The sequence below is a fragment of the Flavobacterium caseinilyticum genome (genome assembly GCF_004349085.1).
GTDB lineage: Bacteria > Bacteroidota > Bacteroidia > Flavobacteriales > Flavobacteriaceae > Flavobacterium > Flavobacterium caseinilyticum.
The window spans coordinates 25,320-42,005 of sequence record NZ_SMFM01000011.1 but is presented as its reverse complement, the minus strand read 5'-3'; the positions used below and the strand labels follow the sequence as shown (position 1 = coordinate 42,005).

General features: G+C 35.3%; 12 protein-coding genes. 5 read left to right on the top strand and 7 right to left on the bottom strand.

Going from position 1 to position 16,686, the window contains the following annotated elements; genetic code table 11:
- Positions 1 to 24 precede the first annotated feature (24 nt).
- The 3 genes from secDF (at position 25) to E0F89_RS16060 (ending at position 6,174) form a co-directional block, all read left to right on the top strand.
- Positions 25 to 2,997: a protein translocase subunit SecDF gene (secDF, locus tag E0F89_RS16070; protein ID WP_131910749.1), complete on the top strand. Its 2,973-nt coding sequence runs from the start codon at positions 25 to 27 to the stop codon at positions 2,995 to 2,997.
- A gap of 135 nt (positions 2,998 to 3,132) precedes the next feature.
- Entirely contained in the window at positions 3,133 to 3,747 is a 615-nt protein-coding gene (locus E0F89_RS16065; RefSeq protein WP_131910748.1) for an acyloxyacyl hydrolase, read from the top strand.
- 159 nt (positions 3,748 to 3,906) lie between these two features.
- Complete coding sequence (locus E0F89_RS16060; RefSeq protein WP_131910747.1) at positions 3,907 to 6,174, top strand: T9SS type B sorting domain-containing protein; 2,268 nt, start codon at positions 3,907 to 3,909, stop codon at positions 6,172 to 6,174.
- Between the two features lie 66 nt (positions 6,175 to 6,240).
- Here the strand turns inward: E0F89_RS16060 and lgt are convergent, their stop codons facing one another.
- From lgt to E0F89_RS16035, 5 genes are all read right to left on the bottom strand, one after another.
- Positions 6,241 to 7,167, bottom strand: coding sequence for a prolipoprotein diacylglyceryl transferase (gene lgt, locus E0F89_RS16055; RefSeq protein WP_131910746.1), 927 nt, complete (start codon positions 7,165 to 7,167; stop codon positions 6,241 to 6,243).
- Positions 7,168 to 7,232: 65 nt separating this feature from the next.
- Entirely contained in the window at positions 7,233 to 7,481 is a 249-nt protein-coding gene (yidD, locus tag E0F89_RS16050; RefSeq protein WP_131910745.1) for a membrane protein insertion efficiency factor YidD, read from the bottom strand.
- A 58-nt stretch (positions 7,482 to 7,539) separates the two neighbouring features.
- Positions 7,540 to 9,018 carry a cysteine--tRNA ligase gene (cysS, locus tag E0F89_RS16045; protein WP_131910744.1) on the bottom strand — a complete coding sequence of 493 codons (1,479 nt, stop codon included), beginning with the start codon at positions 9,016 to 9,018 and terminating at the stop codon, positions 7,540 to 7,542.
- A gap of 142 nt (positions 9,019 to 9,160) precedes the next feature.
- Positions 9,161 to 9,832: a GTP cyclohydrolase I FolE gene (folE, locus tag E0F89_RS16040; RefSeq protein ID WP_131910743.1), complete on the bottom strand. Its 672-nt coding sequence runs from the start codon at positions 9,830 to 9,832 to the stop codon at positions 9,161 to 9,163.
- A gap of 224 nt (positions 9,833 to 10,056) precedes the next feature.
- Positions 10,057 to 11,262, bottom strand: a complete 1,206-nt coding sequence (locus E0F89_RS16035) for a pyridoxal phosphate-dependent aminotransferase (RefSeq protein ID WP_131910742.1) — start codon at positions 11,260 to 11,262, stop codon at positions 10,057 to 10,059.
- Between the two features lie 126 nt (positions 11,263 to 11,388).
- Between E0F89_RS16035 and E0F89_RS16030 the strand changes: the two genes are divergently transcribed.
- Positions 11,389 to 12,702: a PDZ domain-containing protein gene (locus E0F89_RS16030; protein WP_131910741.1), complete on the top strand. Its 1,314-nt coding sequence runs from the start codon at positions 11,389 to 11,391 to the stop codon at positions 12,700 to 12,702.
- Positions 12,703 to 12,770: 68 nt separating this feature from the next.
- Here E0F89_RS16030 and E0F89_RS16025 read toward each other — a convergent pair whose 3' ends face one another.
- Positions 12,771 to 13,157: a DUF1573 domain-containing protein gene (locus tag E0F89_RS16025; RefSeq protein ID WP_131910740.1), complete on the bottom strand. Its 387-nt coding sequence runs from the start codon at positions 13,155 to 13,157 to the stop codon at positions 12,771 to 12,773.
- Positions 13,158 to 13,374: 217 nt separating this feature from the next.
- Between E0F89_RS16025 and E0F89_RS16020 the strand changes: the two genes are divergently transcribed.
- Positions 13,375 to 16,056 carry a valine--tRNA ligase gene (locus E0F89_RS16020; protein ID WP_131910739.1) on the top strand — a complete coding sequence of 894 codons (2,682 nt, stop codon included), beginning with the start codon at positions 13,375 to 13,377 and terminating at the stop codon, positions 16,054 to 16,056.
- 81 nt (positions 16,057 to 16,137) lie between these two features.
- Here E0F89_RS16020 and E0F89_RS16015 read toward each other — a convergent pair whose 3' ends face one another.
- Positions 16,138 to 16,686 carry a PepSY-associated TM helix domain-containing protein gene (locus E0F89_RS16015; protein ID WP_131910738.1) on the bottom strand — a complete coding sequence of 183 codons (549 nt, stop codon included), beginning with the start codon at positions 16,684 to 16,686 and terminating at the stop codon, positions 16,138 to 16,140.

The following is a 16,686-nucleotide window of genomic DNA, read 5'->3' as shown; positions in this document are numbered from 1 at the left end:
AAAAATAATTAATTTTTAGTAATAATGCAGAATAAAGGACTTATTAAATTTTTCGCAATTCTATTTGCATTGGTAAGTATTTACCAACTTTCTTTCACTTTTGTCGCAAGTAAAGTAAAAAACGATGCAAAATCTTTTGCCAATGGAAATGCTGACAAAGAAGTAAAATATTTAGATTCTATTGGTAAAGAAAAAGTATTTAACCTTGGATTTACCGATTTTACTTTTAATGAAGTAAGTGATAAGCAGATCAATAAAGGTCTTGATTTAGAAGGTGGTATTAATGTTATACTTCAAATTTCGGTTAAAGATATTTTAAAAGGTTTATCTAATAATTCAAAAAATCCTGTTTTCAACAAGTCTTTGGCTGATGCTACTGCAAACCAAAAAGGAAATCAAAGTTATTTAGATGCTTTTTATGATGCTTTTGATGCAAATTCAAAAGGAACCGTAAAACTGGCGTCTCCGGACATTTTCGCAAACAGAAGTTTGCAGGGTGAAGGTGGAGTTGATTTTCAAATGACTGATGCACAAGTAAAAAAGGTAATCTCAAGAAAAGTAGACGAATCTGTAGAAAGTGCTTTTGGAGTATTAAGAAAACGAATCGACAAATTCGGTGTAACTCAGCCTAATATTCAAAAATTAGGAGAATCTGGAAGAATTCTAGTAGAGCTTCCGGGGGCTAAGGATGTAGACAGAATCAAGAAATTATTACAAAGTACCGCTCAATTAGAGTTCTGGGAAACATATAAAATTGAAGAAATTGGTAACTTTCTAATGGCTGCAAATGAGTCATTGAAAAGAACTGAAATAAAAACTACCGAAGTACAACCAGTGGTAAAAGATTCGTTAAGTGCATTACTGACGGATGCTAAAGATTCAACTACAGCTAATAAAGGTGAAAATCCTCTATTTGATAAAATTATCGGTCAAGGTGGTGGTCCAGTTTTAGGTCTTTTCTCTCCAAAAGATACTGCCGTTGTAAACGGATATTTGAAAAGAGCTGACATTAAAGTTTTATTGGCTGGTGACCAACGTTATGCAAAATTTGTATGGGGTATTCCAACTACAATCAAAGATGCAAAGGGTAAAAATGTTGAAGTATTAGAATTGTATGCATTAAAAGGAAACAGAGACAATGTTCCAGCCATGGCTGGTGGTGTTGTTACAGATGCAAGCGATACATTTGACCAATTGGGTAAACCAGCGGTTTCTATGCAAATGAATGGCCAGGGAGCTAAAACTTGGGAAGAATTGACCGGTAGAGCATTTACTCAAAAAAGCAATATTGCTATTGTTTTGGATGATGTAGTATATTCAGCACCGGGTGTTTCAAGTGGTCCAATTTCTGGTGGAAGATCTGAAATTTCTGGTACTTTTGATGTAACACAAACTAAAGATTTAGCAAATGTTTTAAGAGCGGGTAAACTTCCTGCTGCTGCAGATATTGTTCAATCAGAAGTGGTAGGACCATCCTTAGGTCAGGAGGCAATTGACAATGGTACGAATTCCGCATTGATAGGATTGCTTTTAGTATCACTTTGGATGATGATCTATTATGGTAAAGCGGGTTGGTATGCTAATGTCGCGTTAGCGGTTAACTTATTATTCTTATTCGGAATTTTAGCAAGTCTTGGAGCAGTATTAACATTGCCGGGTATTGCAGGTATTGTTCTTACAATGGGTACGGCAGTGGATGCGAATATCATTATTTATGAAAGAGCAAAAGAAGAATTACGTGCTGGTAAAACATTAGAAGAAGCTGTGAAAACGTCGTACAGCTGGAGAGGTGCGATGTCATCTATTACAGATGCGAATGTTACGCATATTTTAACTGGAGCTGTATTGTTTATCTTTGGTTCAGGACCAATTAAAGGTTTTGCTACAACATTATTAATTGGTATAGTAACGTCGTTATTTACATCTATTTTTATTGCAAGAATCTTTATTGACTGGAACATAAGCAAAAAGAATAATTTGACATTTGTAACAAATTTTTCTAAGAATATGTTTAATAACTTTCATTTTGATTTCTTAGGAATGAAAAAATGGACCTATTTATTTTCTAGTATCGTTGTAATTATTAGTGTTATTTCATTAGCGACAAACGGTCTGGATCAAGGAGTTGATTTTGTAGGAGGGAGAACATTCCAAGTGCGTTTTGAAAAACCAATTGAACCAGAAACTGTAAAAACAGAATTAGCAAAAGTTTTTGATGGTAATGCAGAAGTAAAAGTTTTTGGTAGTGATAATCAATTAAAAATCACAACAAAATACAAAGTTCAAGAGCCAGGAATTAAAGCGGATGAAGAAGTGAATAGATTGTTGTTTGCTACTTTAAAAAAGCATTTTTCAGCAGACATGACCTACGAGAAATTTGTAAATGCTTATGATGGTAAAAAAACAGGTATTTTATTAGCATCTAAAGTTGGTCCGACAGTAGCAGAAGACATTAAAACAAATGCTTACTGGGCTGTACTTGGAGCATTGGCTATAGTGTTTTTATACTTGATGATCAGTTACAGAAAATGGCAATATAGCTTAGGTGCCATTGCTGCTGTTGCACATGATGTTATTTTTGTTTTGGGAATTTACTCTTTATGTTATAAGTTCATGCCTTTTGGTATGGAAATAGATCAGCATTTTATCGCTGCGATTCTAACCGTTATTGGATATTCGATGAATGATACTGTTATCGTATTTGACAGGGTTCGTGAATATTTAGCTGGTAAAACAAAAGGAACTTTTGCCGAAATCGTAAATCAGTCTATTAATACAACAATGTCAAGAACGATCAATACTTCATTGACTATGATTGTTGTTTTGTTGATCATGTTTGTATTTGGTGGAGAATCTATAAGAGGATTTATATTCGCTATGTTGGTCGGTATCATTGTAGGAACATATTCTTCATTATTCATCGCAACACCAGTATTAGTTGATACAATTTCAAAAGAAGATAAAAACAGAGTTGAAAATGCACATTTAGAAGAGTAAAATTGCTTTTAATTTAATTTAAAAAAGAGATTCGGCGAAAGTTGAATCTCTTTTTTTTTTAATTTATGAATGCTTTTTTAATTTTATAGTAGTACTTAAAATGGGTGGAATGTGTTGGTTTTAAAAATAAATTTCATGTATAAAAAAATAGTTTTTATTTTAATTTTTATCTTTATTTCAAAGTCTTTTTACGCTCAAGATAAATTGAGTAAAGTGAAATTCGGCTTTGCATATGGTATTGGAAATGAATTAAAAAACACTAATTATTCGTATAGTAACAGGTATTATAAATTACAAGTATACTATTCAGTCTTACAAACAAAGCATTTAGAATATGAGTTTTTATTACAACCAGAACTAAACTTTGCAAAGCATCAACTTTTGAACTTTTATTTTGTAAAGCCTGATGATCCCAATTACATTGAGAAACGGGAAAGATATACCAAGCTAAAAGATATAAAGGAATATGTTTTGAATATTGGGTTCTTGATGCGAAAACCAATTTTAAAAACGGCTAGTATCTATGTTTCGGGAAGTGTTGGGCCAATGATTATTGATACTGAGACAGAAAGATTATCAGAAGGGTTTGCCTTTTCAAACATCGTTGCTTTAGGAATATCTTTTAAGATAAATAACATTACATTTGATGTAAGACCAAATTTCCGTCATGTATCAAATGCTGGATTAAAAACGGTAAATTCAGGCTATGATACTACAAATATTGATTTTGGCCTCTTGTTTTCTTTATAGAATGATGAATCTTTCTTTATGCTCTAAAATCACTTAGCATCTCTAAAGTTATATATTAATTGAAAGTTTGTATTATCAAAGTAGCAAATTTTATATATTTACTAAATATTTGTTAAGAGAAACTTCTTTGTTATAGTTAAAATTAAAAACTTACATATAATGCAAAAACTAATCAATTCTTTCGTGCTACTTTTTTTGGTTGCTTTTTTATGTAATGAAAGCGTTTATGCAAAAATTGAAAATGTTAATCATGAAAGTAGCTATAAAGATATTGTGGTTAATTATTTGCTATTCTCATCTGAGTCCCGCTTTGATATGGGAGAATTTTTAAAAAGTCACGTTTCGCGAAACGTTGGACTGACTTTTCTTGCAGCTCCGCCAACAGTCAATTCTCCTGTATATTATTGTCAAAATAGTACCGCAACGGCATTAACCGCAACACCTTCATCAGGAGGAACTTTGAATTGGTATGGCACTAACGTAACCGGCGGAACGGCATCTGCTACTGCGCCTGTGCCCAGCACTGCAGCAGTGGGTTCCACATCGTATTATGTCAGCGAAACAGTCGGAGGAGTTGAAAGTGCTCGTATTCAAATAATTGTAAATGTTGTTGCCGATAATGGAGCCCAGATTCTTAATTTCAGATGTGATCCTTCACAAATTGCCGCAGCCGATAAAGCTTCTTCAGTACTTTTTGATTGGTCAAATAATCCTTTGATCTCTAATTCATACACTTATTCATATACCATTCAAGGTGGGCCGGTTATTAAAGGAAGTACAGGTGTATCTAATGCTCAGGTTTTTGGTATGTTACCTGGACAATCGGCGACATTAACATTAAGCTCAGCAACTCATCCATGTGTTCCTCCGCAAACGATTACTTGTAGTGTGCCTTGTGGAACTTCTACAGTTACACCAAATTTCCCTGCAGTCGCTCCTTTTTGTTCAGGATCCATGTCGCCAGTACTAGGTGCTACATCACCAAATGGCATTACCGGAACATGGTCTCCCGCAATAATAAACAATACCACTGGCGGCAATTATGTATTTACGCCAAATACGGTTTTATTCCCTTGCGCTACAACTCAAACGCTAACGGTAACAGTAAATCCATTAGTAACACCAACTTTTACTACGATTCCAACCACTGTTTGTCAAAATGCAACAGCACCAGTTTTACCACCCAATTCAACAAATTCTATAGATATAACTGGTACATGGAGTCCAGCCACTGTAAATACTACAGTTTTAGGTCCAGTACCGTATACTTTTAATCCCGCTCCTGGTCAATGTGCTTCATCAACGCCGACTACGGTTATTATCACTATCGTACCTGTGGTAACACCTAACTTTGCGGCTATTGCACCTTTTTGTTCTGGAACCGCAGCACCAATTCTATCTAATACGTCTCCCAACGGAATTGTAGGTACTTGGTCACCAGCTGTGATAAACAATACAGTAAGTGGGAATTATTTATTTACTCCAAATGCAAATCAGTGTGCCGCGACTCAAACCTTGAACGTAACAGTCACACCAAAATCAACTCCAAACTTTGCTGCGATACCTGCTTTTTGTTCAGGAACAACCGCACCAACTTTAGCAACTACTTCACCAAACGGTATTGCTGGCACTTGGTCTCCAGCAACTATAAGTAATACAGCGGGTGGGAACTACATTTTTACACCTAACGTAACGGAATGTGCTACAAATCAAACACTAACAGTTACAATTAATCCACTAATTCAGCCAAATTTCACAGATTTAGCTATTTGTACCGGTGGAATTGTTCCCGCGTTGAATGGTACGTCACCAAATGGAATAACTGGTACTTGGTTGCCTTCTGTTATTGACAACACTACGAGCGGAACTTATGTTTTTACTCCAAATCCAGATCAATGCGCGATATCACAGACTATCAATGTTACGATAACTCCTTCGAATACTCTTGACAGTGTAAACTGGACGGTTGCAGACGCATTTGCCAATAATCAAATAGTAACTATTATTGCTTCCGGTTCTGGAGATTATTTGTATCAGTTGGATAATGGGCCTTTCCAGGAAAGCCCTGTTTTTGAATATGTTTCTTTAGGAACACATTCTGCCACAGTGATAGACAAAAATGGTTGTAGCCCGCCGATTACTATTAATGATATTTTAGTAATCAATTATCCTAAATTTTTCACACCTAATAACGATGGGCACAACGATACTTGGAATATTTTTAGTTTACAAGATCAGCCTAGTTCCCGAATTTTAATATTTGACCGATATGGTAAGTTTTTAAAACAAATTTTTCCAGATGGTTCAGGTTGGGACGGAACTTATATTGGACAACCTATGCCCGCAACTGATTATTGGTTTAGTGTAGAATACACAGAACAGGCTATTCCCAAAAAGTTTAGTGCTCATTTTTCATTAAAAAGATAAAATAAAAAGCTTCCAAAATTTTGGAAGCTTTTTTATTAGAATCGGATGTAAAGATTTATTTTAATATTATATTCTAACAGGTTTCTCTGCAGTAAATATAAAATAAAGTCCAATAAGTATAAATGGAATACTGAGCCATTGTCCTGTAGAAAAAAGGCCTAAGGCACTTTCGAAACCACCTTGACTTTCCTTAACGGATTCTACTATAAAACGTACTGTAAATAGCAGCACTAAAAACATTCCAAAAATAAATCCGGTGTAGTTTCTTTTTTCGGTTTTCCAATACATAAAAAATAAGATTGCGAAAACAAAAACATAACTAAATGCTTCATACAATTGCGTAGGATGTCTTACAGGAACTTGCTCCAATAAAGCGGCAAATTTAGGATCTGTTGCAATTGCTGTATAAGCATCTTTAGGATTGGCTATTTGAGTTGCATTTACAGCGTCCATCGGGCTAAAATGATCTTTGATGAATTTTATTCCAAAGGGCGAAGTTGTCTCATGTCCTATAATTTCCGAATTGAAAAAATTACCCAAACGTACAAAAATAGCGCCGCTCGCTACCGGAATAACCACACGGTCCAAAATCCATAACTGTGGTCTTTTCAAGACATTTTTACTGTAAAAGTACATTGCAATTATAATAGAAATAGCAGCACCATGACTCGCTAAGCCCTGATAACCCGTAAATTCAAAATTTGGAGAAAAGCGGAAAGGTAAAATAATTTCTAATAAATGATTCCGATAATATTCCCAATCGTAAAAGAAAACGTGTCCCAAACGCGCACCAATTAAGGTTGCCAACACAGTCCAGATAAACAAAGAATCCAATTTTTCTATCGATTCACCTTCTCGTTCAAAGATGTTTTTCATGATGTACCAGCCTAATCCAAAAGCAATTACAAACATTAAGCTGTAATATCGAATGATAAAAAAGCCTAAATCAATTCCTTCTGATGGATTCCAAACGATGTTTAAAGCGTGTGTCATTTAGTGTTAAATTTATTTATTAGTCGTAAAAATAGAGTTTTAAAGTACATTTATACTCAAAAAGTTTAATGTTTATGATCGCATTTTTTTTTAGGAACAGGGTCATACCCAGTTTTTCCCCAAGGATTGCAACTTACAATTCGTTTTATCCCCAAAAAACTTCCATAAAACAAACCGTGAATTTGTAATGCTTGAATCATATAGGAAGAGCAAGTTGGTTCAAATCGGCAAGCGGAAGGTGTAAATGGTGAAATGGCGACCTGATAAAATCGAACTAACAGCACAAAAGGAAATATGAGAATTTTTGAAATCATATTTTATTAGTTTCAATTTGAAATTTTGCCCTAATCATTAAAAAAGGAGTATTCAACACTAAATACTAAATGATGTTCCTTCTTTACCATCTTTCAGCTGAATTCCCAATGCAATCAGTTGATCTCTGATTTGATCAGACAAGGCAAAATTCTTATTGTCGCGAGCTTGTTTTCTCATTTCAATAAGCATATTCACTGTGCCTTCCAATTTGTCGTTATTGCTGTCGGACACTTTTTCGTCTTCCAATCCCAAAACATCAAAAACAAACGAATGCATAGCTTTTGCAAAATAATTTAAGTCATCGGCATTCAAAGTTTCTTTTTCATCCTTTAATAAATTGACAAAGCGAACGCCTTCAAACAATTGAGCAATCAAAATTGGGGTGTTAAAATCGTCATTCATTGCATCATAACAGGATTGTTTCCATACAGCAATATCAATCGAGCTTTTTGCGCCAGCAGTGATTTCTTTTAATGAATGCAACGCTTCCATTAATCGTTTGTACCCTTTTTCGGCGGCAACAATAGCATCGTCAGAAAAATCAAGAATGCTTCTGTAATGCGCTTGTAACATAAAAAATCGTGCAACCGATGCGGAGAAAGCTTTGCTCAAAATTGTATTTTCTCCGGTCAATATTTCTCTTGGTAAAATATTATTTCCAGTTGATTTCGCCATTTTTTTACCGTTCAAAGTCAGCATATTGGCATGCATCCAGTAATTCACAGGAGTTTGTCCGGTACATGCTTCGTTTTGTGCAATTTCACATTCATGATGCGGGAATTTCAAATCCATTCCGCCACCGTGAATATCAAAATGATTACCCAAATATTTGGTGCTCATCGCGGTACATTCTAGATGCCATCCCGGAAATCCATCGCTCCATGGCGAAGGCCAACGCATAATGTGTTGTGCTTCCGCTTTTTTCCAAAGTGCAAAATCCTGGGGATTTCTCTTATCACTTTGTCCATCAAGATCACGGGTATTGGTAAGCATATCCTCAATATTACGACCGCTTAATCGTCCGTAATGATTGGTTTCATTAAATTTTACCACATCAAAATAAACGGATCCATTGGCTTCATAACCAATTCCTTTTTCAATGATAGTTTTTATAATTTCAATTTGTTCAATAATATGACCCGTTGCCGTTGGCTCAATACTTGGTGGCAAAAAGTTAAATTCATTCAGAATGTCATGAAAATCTACGGTATACCGTTGTACAACTTCCATAGGTTCCAGTTGCTCCAGACGTGCTTTTTTGGCAATTTTATCCTCGCCTTCATCCACATCATCCACAATATGACCTACATCTGTAATGTTCCTAACATAGCGCACTTTGTAATCCAAATGCAAAAAATACCTGAAAATCACGTCAAAAGACATAAAAGTACGTACGTTTCCAAGATGCACATTGCTGTAAACCGTCGGTCCGCAAACGTACATTCCCACATTTCCTTCGTGTATTGGTGTAAATGCTTCCTTTTCTCCCGAAAGAGAATTGTATATTTTTAGATTTTGGCTACTGTATAATGGCATTGTAAATTATTGTTTTCCCCACCCCAGCCCTCCCCAAAGGGAAGGGAGCTGAGACGTGAATGTGTTATTAATAATTGTTATAATCTTGTTCTGATCTTTTCAGACCAGGCTCCCTCTCCTTTGGAGAGGGTCGGGGAGAGGACTAGAACTTAGTTTCTAATTTAATATAATCCAAAAACTCTCTGCGAGTTACTGCATCTTTAAATTTACCACCAAATTCGGAGGTTACCGTGCTACTTTCAATATCACTGATTCCTCTTGAATTTACGCAAAGGTGTTTGGCATCAATCACGCAAGCTACATCTTCGGTGCCCAAAGCGATTTGTAATTCCTGAACAATTTGCATCGTTAAACGCTCTTGAACCTGAGGTCTTTTGGCATAATATTCCACAATACGATTCATTTTGGATAAGCCAATTACTCTTCCGTTAGAAATATAAGCAACATGTGCTCTTCCTATAATGGGTAATAAGTGATGTTCGCAGGTAGAATAAACAATAATATTTTTTTCGACGAGCATTTCGCCGTATTTGTAATTATTGTCAAATGTAGAAGCTTTTGGTTTTTTGGATGGATTTAAACCACCAAAGATTTCTTTCACAAACATTTTTGCTACACGATTGGGTGTGCCTTTTAAGCTGTCATCTGTCAAATCCATCCCAAGTGTGATAAGAATGCTTTCAACGTGTTTTTTTATTTTCTCAATTTTTTCGTCATCAGTAATATCAAAAGCATCCTCTCTTACTGGATTTTTTGCGGATAAACTAACATGATTGTCTCCTATTTCGTCTTGAAATTCTTCGTTTTTTATCATTAAAAGCAACTATTATTGTTGGTATAAATATTTAAGGGGTAAAGATAAATAATAAAAATTAAAGAATTTCTATAGCACGTACTATTTAAGACTACTTTATTTGTTAATCAGCAGATTCTCGTTTCGTTTTGGAACCTAAAAAGAAAGGCAATAACGAACTCGTTATTGCCTTTTTAAAAATCATTCAATTTGCTTCCTCGGTCAATCAAAAGCTATGTGTTTACTTACACTAAAGTATGGATGGCGTTGAAAACTGGAATTGCCGCTTTTAGTATGCGTACCGCACTTATTAAGTCTTCTTTTTTCAAAACATAGGCGATTCGAACCTGATTTAATCCCATTCCTGAAGTGGAATAAAAACCTGCAGCAGGAGCTACCATTACCGTTTCACCATCTAAATCATAACTTTCTAAAAGCCATTGTGCAAACGCATCAGCGTTCTCAACCGGCAATTGCGCAATGCAGTAGAATGCACCTTTTGGTTTGCTTACAATAACGCCTTCGATTTTATTTAATTCTTCAATCAAAGTATCTCTGCGTTCTCTATATTCTGAAATTACTTCGTCAAAATAGCTTTGTGGTGTATCCAGAGCGGCTTCACTTGCAATTTGTTCAATAGTAGGAGGGCTTAATCGTGCTTGTGCAAATTTCATGGCAGTAGCCATCACTTCCTTGTTTTTAGAAACAATACATCCTATTCTTGCGCCACACATACTGTATCTTTTAGAAACAGAATCAATCATGATCGCGTGCTCTTCAAGTCCAGGCACATTCATAACAGAATAATGTATATCACCATCGTAAGTGAATTCACGATATACTTCATCAGCAATCAGGAACAAATCATGTTTTTTGACTAATGCTGCCAGTTTCATGATTTCTTCTTTAGAATATAAATATCCGGTTGGATTTCCTGGATTACATATAAGTATCGCTTTCGTTTTTGGAGTAATCAGTTTTTCAAAATCTTCTACAGCCGGAAGCGCAAAACCAGTTTCAATTGTTGATATTACAGGCACTACAGTAACTCCTGAAGCTGTTGAAAACCCATTGTAATTGGCATAAAAAGGTTCCGGGATAATGATTTCATCTCCGTGATCCATCGTACTTCCCATTGCAAACATAAGCGCTTCTGATCCACCAGTAGTGATTATAATATCCTCGATGTTTACCGGAATACTTTCATTGCTGTAGTAAGAAGCTAATTTTTTTCTATAGCTCTCATTTCCGGCAGAGTGGCTGTATTCCAAAATAGTTAAATTGATATTTTTAACGGCGTTCATTGCAACCTCAGGAGTTTTTATATCCGGTTGGCCAATGTTCAAATGATAGACTTTATGTCCTTTTTTCTTGGCTATTTCTGAGTAGGGAACCAATTTTCGAATTGGTGATTCAGGCATTTGTTTGCCTTTATTTGATATTTTTGGCATAGTCTTAATTATTGAAGTGCAAATTTGCGATTTTTTTTTTAAATTTTTCACAATCAGCAGGTGGATATATTTTCTAAAGAATGGTTTTGGTTGATATTTTTAGTAATTTTATAAAAAGCGACAAAAATGAACCGAATTGTAATTTTGTTTTTTTTAAGTCTGGGTATCTGCAGCAGTTCAGCGCAGGAAGGTTTTCTTTTTGAAAAAAACAAAAATAAAGTTAGCATGCCCTTCAAATTGATTAATAATTTGGTCTTTATACCCATCAAAGTTAACGGAGTGGAACTGAATTTTTTATTAGATTCCGGTGTTGAAGAAACAATATTGTTCAGCCTGGAAGAAAAAAAGGAGGTACGTTTTTTTAATGCCGAGAAAATATTTTTAAGAGGTCTTGGGAGTCAGGATGCAGTAGAAGGATTAAAATCAACAAATAATGTTTTGGAATTCAGTACTATGAAATGTAAGAGTCACATGCTTTACATCATTTTGGATCCTGAATTTAATCTGTCCTCTCATGTTGGAATTCCGGTCAACGGAATTATTGGTTTTCAGTTTTTTAGGAATAATTTAATTGAAATTAATTATCAGAAAAAGAGGATTGTGGTATACAAAGAGAACGAGGCTGTCAGGAAAAAGATTCGAAAAAAATTTGTCAGTGTTCCTATATCGATCGAAAAATCTAAGCCTTATATAAATAGTAACGTGTTTCAGGACGATATAGAAATTCCTGTAAAATTGTTGATTGATATAGGGAACAGCGACGCAATTTGGTTATTTGAAGGTCGCTCCGATTTACTGAAAGTTCCTGTTAAAAATTTTAATGATTTTTTAGGTCGGGGTTTTAGCGGCGATGTGGAGGGAAAGAGAGCCAAAATTCAAAAATTTGAGATGGCAGGATTTAAATTTAACAATCCGATAGTCGCTTTTCCAGATCCCAACTCGATTAAAAATGTGAGTATGGTTCCAGACAGAATGGGCTCAGTAGGAGCGGAGATTATGAAAAGATTTACTGTTGTTTTTGATTACCCGGAAAGTCAAATGTATTTTAAAAAGAATAGTGACTTTAATGATCATTTTACTTATAATAAAAGTGGAGTTGAAGTGCAGCATAACGGCTTGCAATGGGTTCAAGAGACTGTAAAGTTGGAAACTGTTCCGGAAAACTTTGGAGGTTCTAAAATAACTAGTGATTTTAAATATAAATTCCAGTTAAAGCCAATTTACGATATAGCTTATATCAGAGAAAATTCTCCTGCAGCAAATTCCGGATTGCAAAAAGGCGATATAATCATTACAATAAATAGGAATCCCGCCTATAAATATACTTTACAGGAAATTTATTCTTTTTTTAAGTCCGAGGATGAAAAATGGATTACTTTAGAAGTGGAACGCAATAATGAAATCTTACAATTCAGTTTTCAATTATATAATATCTTATAAAATAAAAACGCTTCTGGAAGTGGTCTCCAAAAGCGTTTAACTTATTTTATTTTTGTATAATTCTGAAATTAATTGGCAATAACTTCTCCTTTTATTTTCAAAGCAACTCTTCCCGATTCATAATTTACCGCATTTGATTCAACGGTTATTGTTTTTCTTATTGGCCCAGGAGCCATGTTGTATTTTACCGTTATTTTTCCTGTTTTTCCCGGCATGATTGGTTCAGTAGGTTTTGTAGGAACCGTACAACCACATGTAGAAAGCACATTGGTGATAATTAACGGAGCGTTTCCAGTATTTGTAAATATAAAATCGCGCGCGCCGTTTTCGTTCTTAGTCACCTTTCCATAATCGATAGTGTTGTCTTTGGCAGAAAATACAATTTTAGGGCCATTTTGAGCAAAACCGATGCTGCCTACTAAGAGGATCGCTATTAAAGTAATTGTTTTTTTCATTTTCATTTTTTTTAAATTCATTAAAGTAAAAGTACTTGTTTTAATTAATGTACAAATAAATATTTCTCTTTTTATACTGTACTTAATTATTTACTTTTGTTCCCTATTGTAATTACAAATATCAGACCAAAATTTAAAAGGTTGTTTGTTTATTTGGTTATTTGTTTAACTGAATTAATAAAAATCTAATTTAACGAGTAAACGAATCCACGATAAAATGACAATTCCTGCACAATTTGACGCCAAAACTATTGAGAATAAGTGGTATGACTACTGGATGAAAAATAATTATTTTCACTCAGAACCAGATCACAGAACACCATATACCATTGTAATTCCTCCACCAAATGTGACTGGGGTTTTGCATATGGGACACATGTTGAACAACACCATTCAAGATGTCTTGATTAGAAGAGCGCGTCTCAAAGGGTTTAATGCTTGTTGGGTCCCGGGAACAGATCACGCATCGATTGCAACCGAAGCAAAAGTGGTAGCGAAGTTGAAAGCCGAAGGAATCAATAAAAATGATTTAACTCGCGAAGAATTCCTGGCACATGCGTGGGAATGGACAGATAAATACGGTGGCGTAATTTTAGACCAATTAAAAAAACTGGGAGCGTCTTGCGACTGGGAGCGAACTAAGTTTACGATGGATCCTGATATGTCAGCATCAGTAATTCGTTCTTTTGTCGATTTATACAATAAGGGTTTGATTTACAGAGGATATCGAATGGTAAACTGGGATCCCGAAGCGAAAACTACTTTGTCTGACGAAGAAGTAATTTATGAAGAACAACAAGGAAAACTATATTTCCTAAAATATAAAATCCTCTCCGAAGGAGAGGGAGCCGATGCGCTTGACTCCCCTCCTTCGGAGGGGTTGGGGGAGGAATTTCTGACGATTGCAACCACACGTCCGGAAACTATTTTTGGTGATACAGCAATTTGTATTAATCCAAATGACGAACGTTTTGCTCATCTCAAAGGCAAAAAAGCAATTGTGCCTATTTGCGGAAGAGTAATTCCTATTATCGAAGATGAATATGTTGATATCGAATTTGGTACGGGTTGCTTGAAAGTAACTCCGGCGCACGATATGAATGACAAGGCTTTAGGAGAAAAACATAATCTTGAGATTGTGGATATTTTCAATGAAGATGCTACTTTAAATAGTTTTGGATTGCACTACCAAGGACAAGATCGTTTCGTGGTTCGTGAGGCTGTTGCCAAAGAATTAGAAACGATTGGAGCTTTAGCAAAAACAGAAATTCACCTCAATAAAGTGGGAACTTCGGAAAGAACGAAAGCCGTTATCGAGCCACGTTTATCAGACCAATGGTTCCTGAAAATGGAAGATTTGGTAAAACCGGCAATTAAATCCGTTTTGGAAGATGGCGAAATCAAATTGCACCCTGCACGTTTTAATAATACCTACGCCCATTGGTTGAATAACATTCGCGACTGGAATATATCCCGTCAATTATGGTGGGGACAACAAATTCCTGCATATTTCTATGGCGATGGAAAAGAAGATTTCGTGGTTGCGGAAAACATTGAAGACGCCTTAAAGTTAGCTAGAGAGAAAACTTTAAACCTTAAACTTGAAACAAAAGATTTAAAGCAAGATGTTGATGCTCTTGATACTTGGTTCTCTTCTTGGCTATGGCCAATGTCGGTTTTTGGAGGAATTATGGATCCTGAAAGTGAAGATTTTAAATACTATTATCCAACAAATGATTTAGTAACCGGCCCGGATATTTTGTTTTTCTGGGTAGCGAGAATGATTATAGCAGGTTATGAATACACAGGCAAAAAACCATTTACAAATGTGTATTTGACTGGTTTGGTTCGTGACAAACAAAGACGCAAAATGTCTAAATCATTAGGAAATTCGCCTGATCCTTTAGACTTGATTGAAAAATTTGGTGCCGATGGAGTTCGAGTAGGATTGCTTTTGAGTGCTTCTGCAGGAAACGACATTATGTTTGATGAAGAATTGTGTAACCAAGGAAAAGCGTTTACTAATAAAATTTGGAATGCTTTCAAACTAATCAAAGGTTGGGAAGTTTCGGATGCTATTCCACAACCGGAATCTTCAAAAGTGGCGATCGAATGGTACGAAGCCAAATTGCAACAAACACTTCTGGAAATCGAAGATAATTTCGAGAAATACAGAATTTCCGATGCATTGATGGCAATTTACAAATTGGTTTGGGACGATTTCTGTTCTTGGTTTTTGGAAATGATAAAACCGGCTTACCAACAGCCAATTGACAGTGTAACTTTGGCGAAAGCCATAGAAATGTTGGAAAACAACATGAAATTATTGCATCCGTTTATGCCGTTTTTGACAGAAGAAATTTGGCAGATTCTTGCCGAAAGAACTCCAGAAGAAGCGTTAATCGTTTCGACTTGGCCAGAAATGAAACCGTTTAACGCAGCTTTAATTGCTGATTTTGACAATACAATAGAAGTGATTTCCGGAATTCGAACGATTCGTAAAGACAAAAATATACCGTTTAAAGATACCATCGAATTGAAAGTGGTAAACAACGATAAAGCTTCCACTTATTTTGATTCGGTTGTGACCAAATTAGGAAACATCACCTCGTTAAAATATGTATCGGATAAAGTAGACGGAGCATTATCTTTCCGTGTAAAATCGAATGAATATTTCATTCCAATCACCGGAAATATTGACGTAGAAGCTGAGATTGCTAAACTTACGACTGAGTTAGTTTACACGCAAGGTTTCTTAAAATCTGTTCAAAATAAATTAGCAAATGAGAAATTTGTGGCTGGTGCGCCGGAGAAAGTTTTGGCAAACGAAAGACAAAAAGAAGCAGATGCTTTAGCAAAAATTGAAACGATCGAACACAGTTTGGCGGGTTTGAAATAAGATTTAATAGATTTATAAAATAAAAATCCCAATACTGAAAAATTTTCAGCATTGGGATTTTTTATGTTTTTGAATTAAAATTTAAGCCAATAAAAACAGGAAAATCAATGGAAAAATTACTCCGGCTACTGCCAGTTTCCAGCCTCTGCTTTTCCAACTGAATTTACCACCTTTCACCATTACAGTTCCGGTTAATGCAATTATAATTAAACTCAAAGCAAAAATATCAGAATAATAAATCCAAAAATTAGAGGTGTTTTTATGCAGACTCATGGATTGACTGATAATTGGCGTTTTTAAAAACGTTACAATTTCACCCTTTCCGGTTTTCATATCAATTTCAACATCGTGTTTTTCAAAAGAAATTTTAAATACATCCTTCTTTACAGTTTGGCGTCTGAATTTATCTTCGATGCCTAGTTTTTCGCCTAAATCTTTAGCGAATTTTTCACTAATTTCACTTTCTGCGGGTAATTTTACGCTTATGGCTTTTGTGGCCGTCGTATATTTTTCAGGATGCCAAGAATCTCTGTGGTTCATCATAAGTCCGGAAATGGCGAACGAAACGATGAGTCCGATATAGAAATAGCCTAAATCTCTGTGTAAATTTCTGAAGGTTTTCTTTTTCAT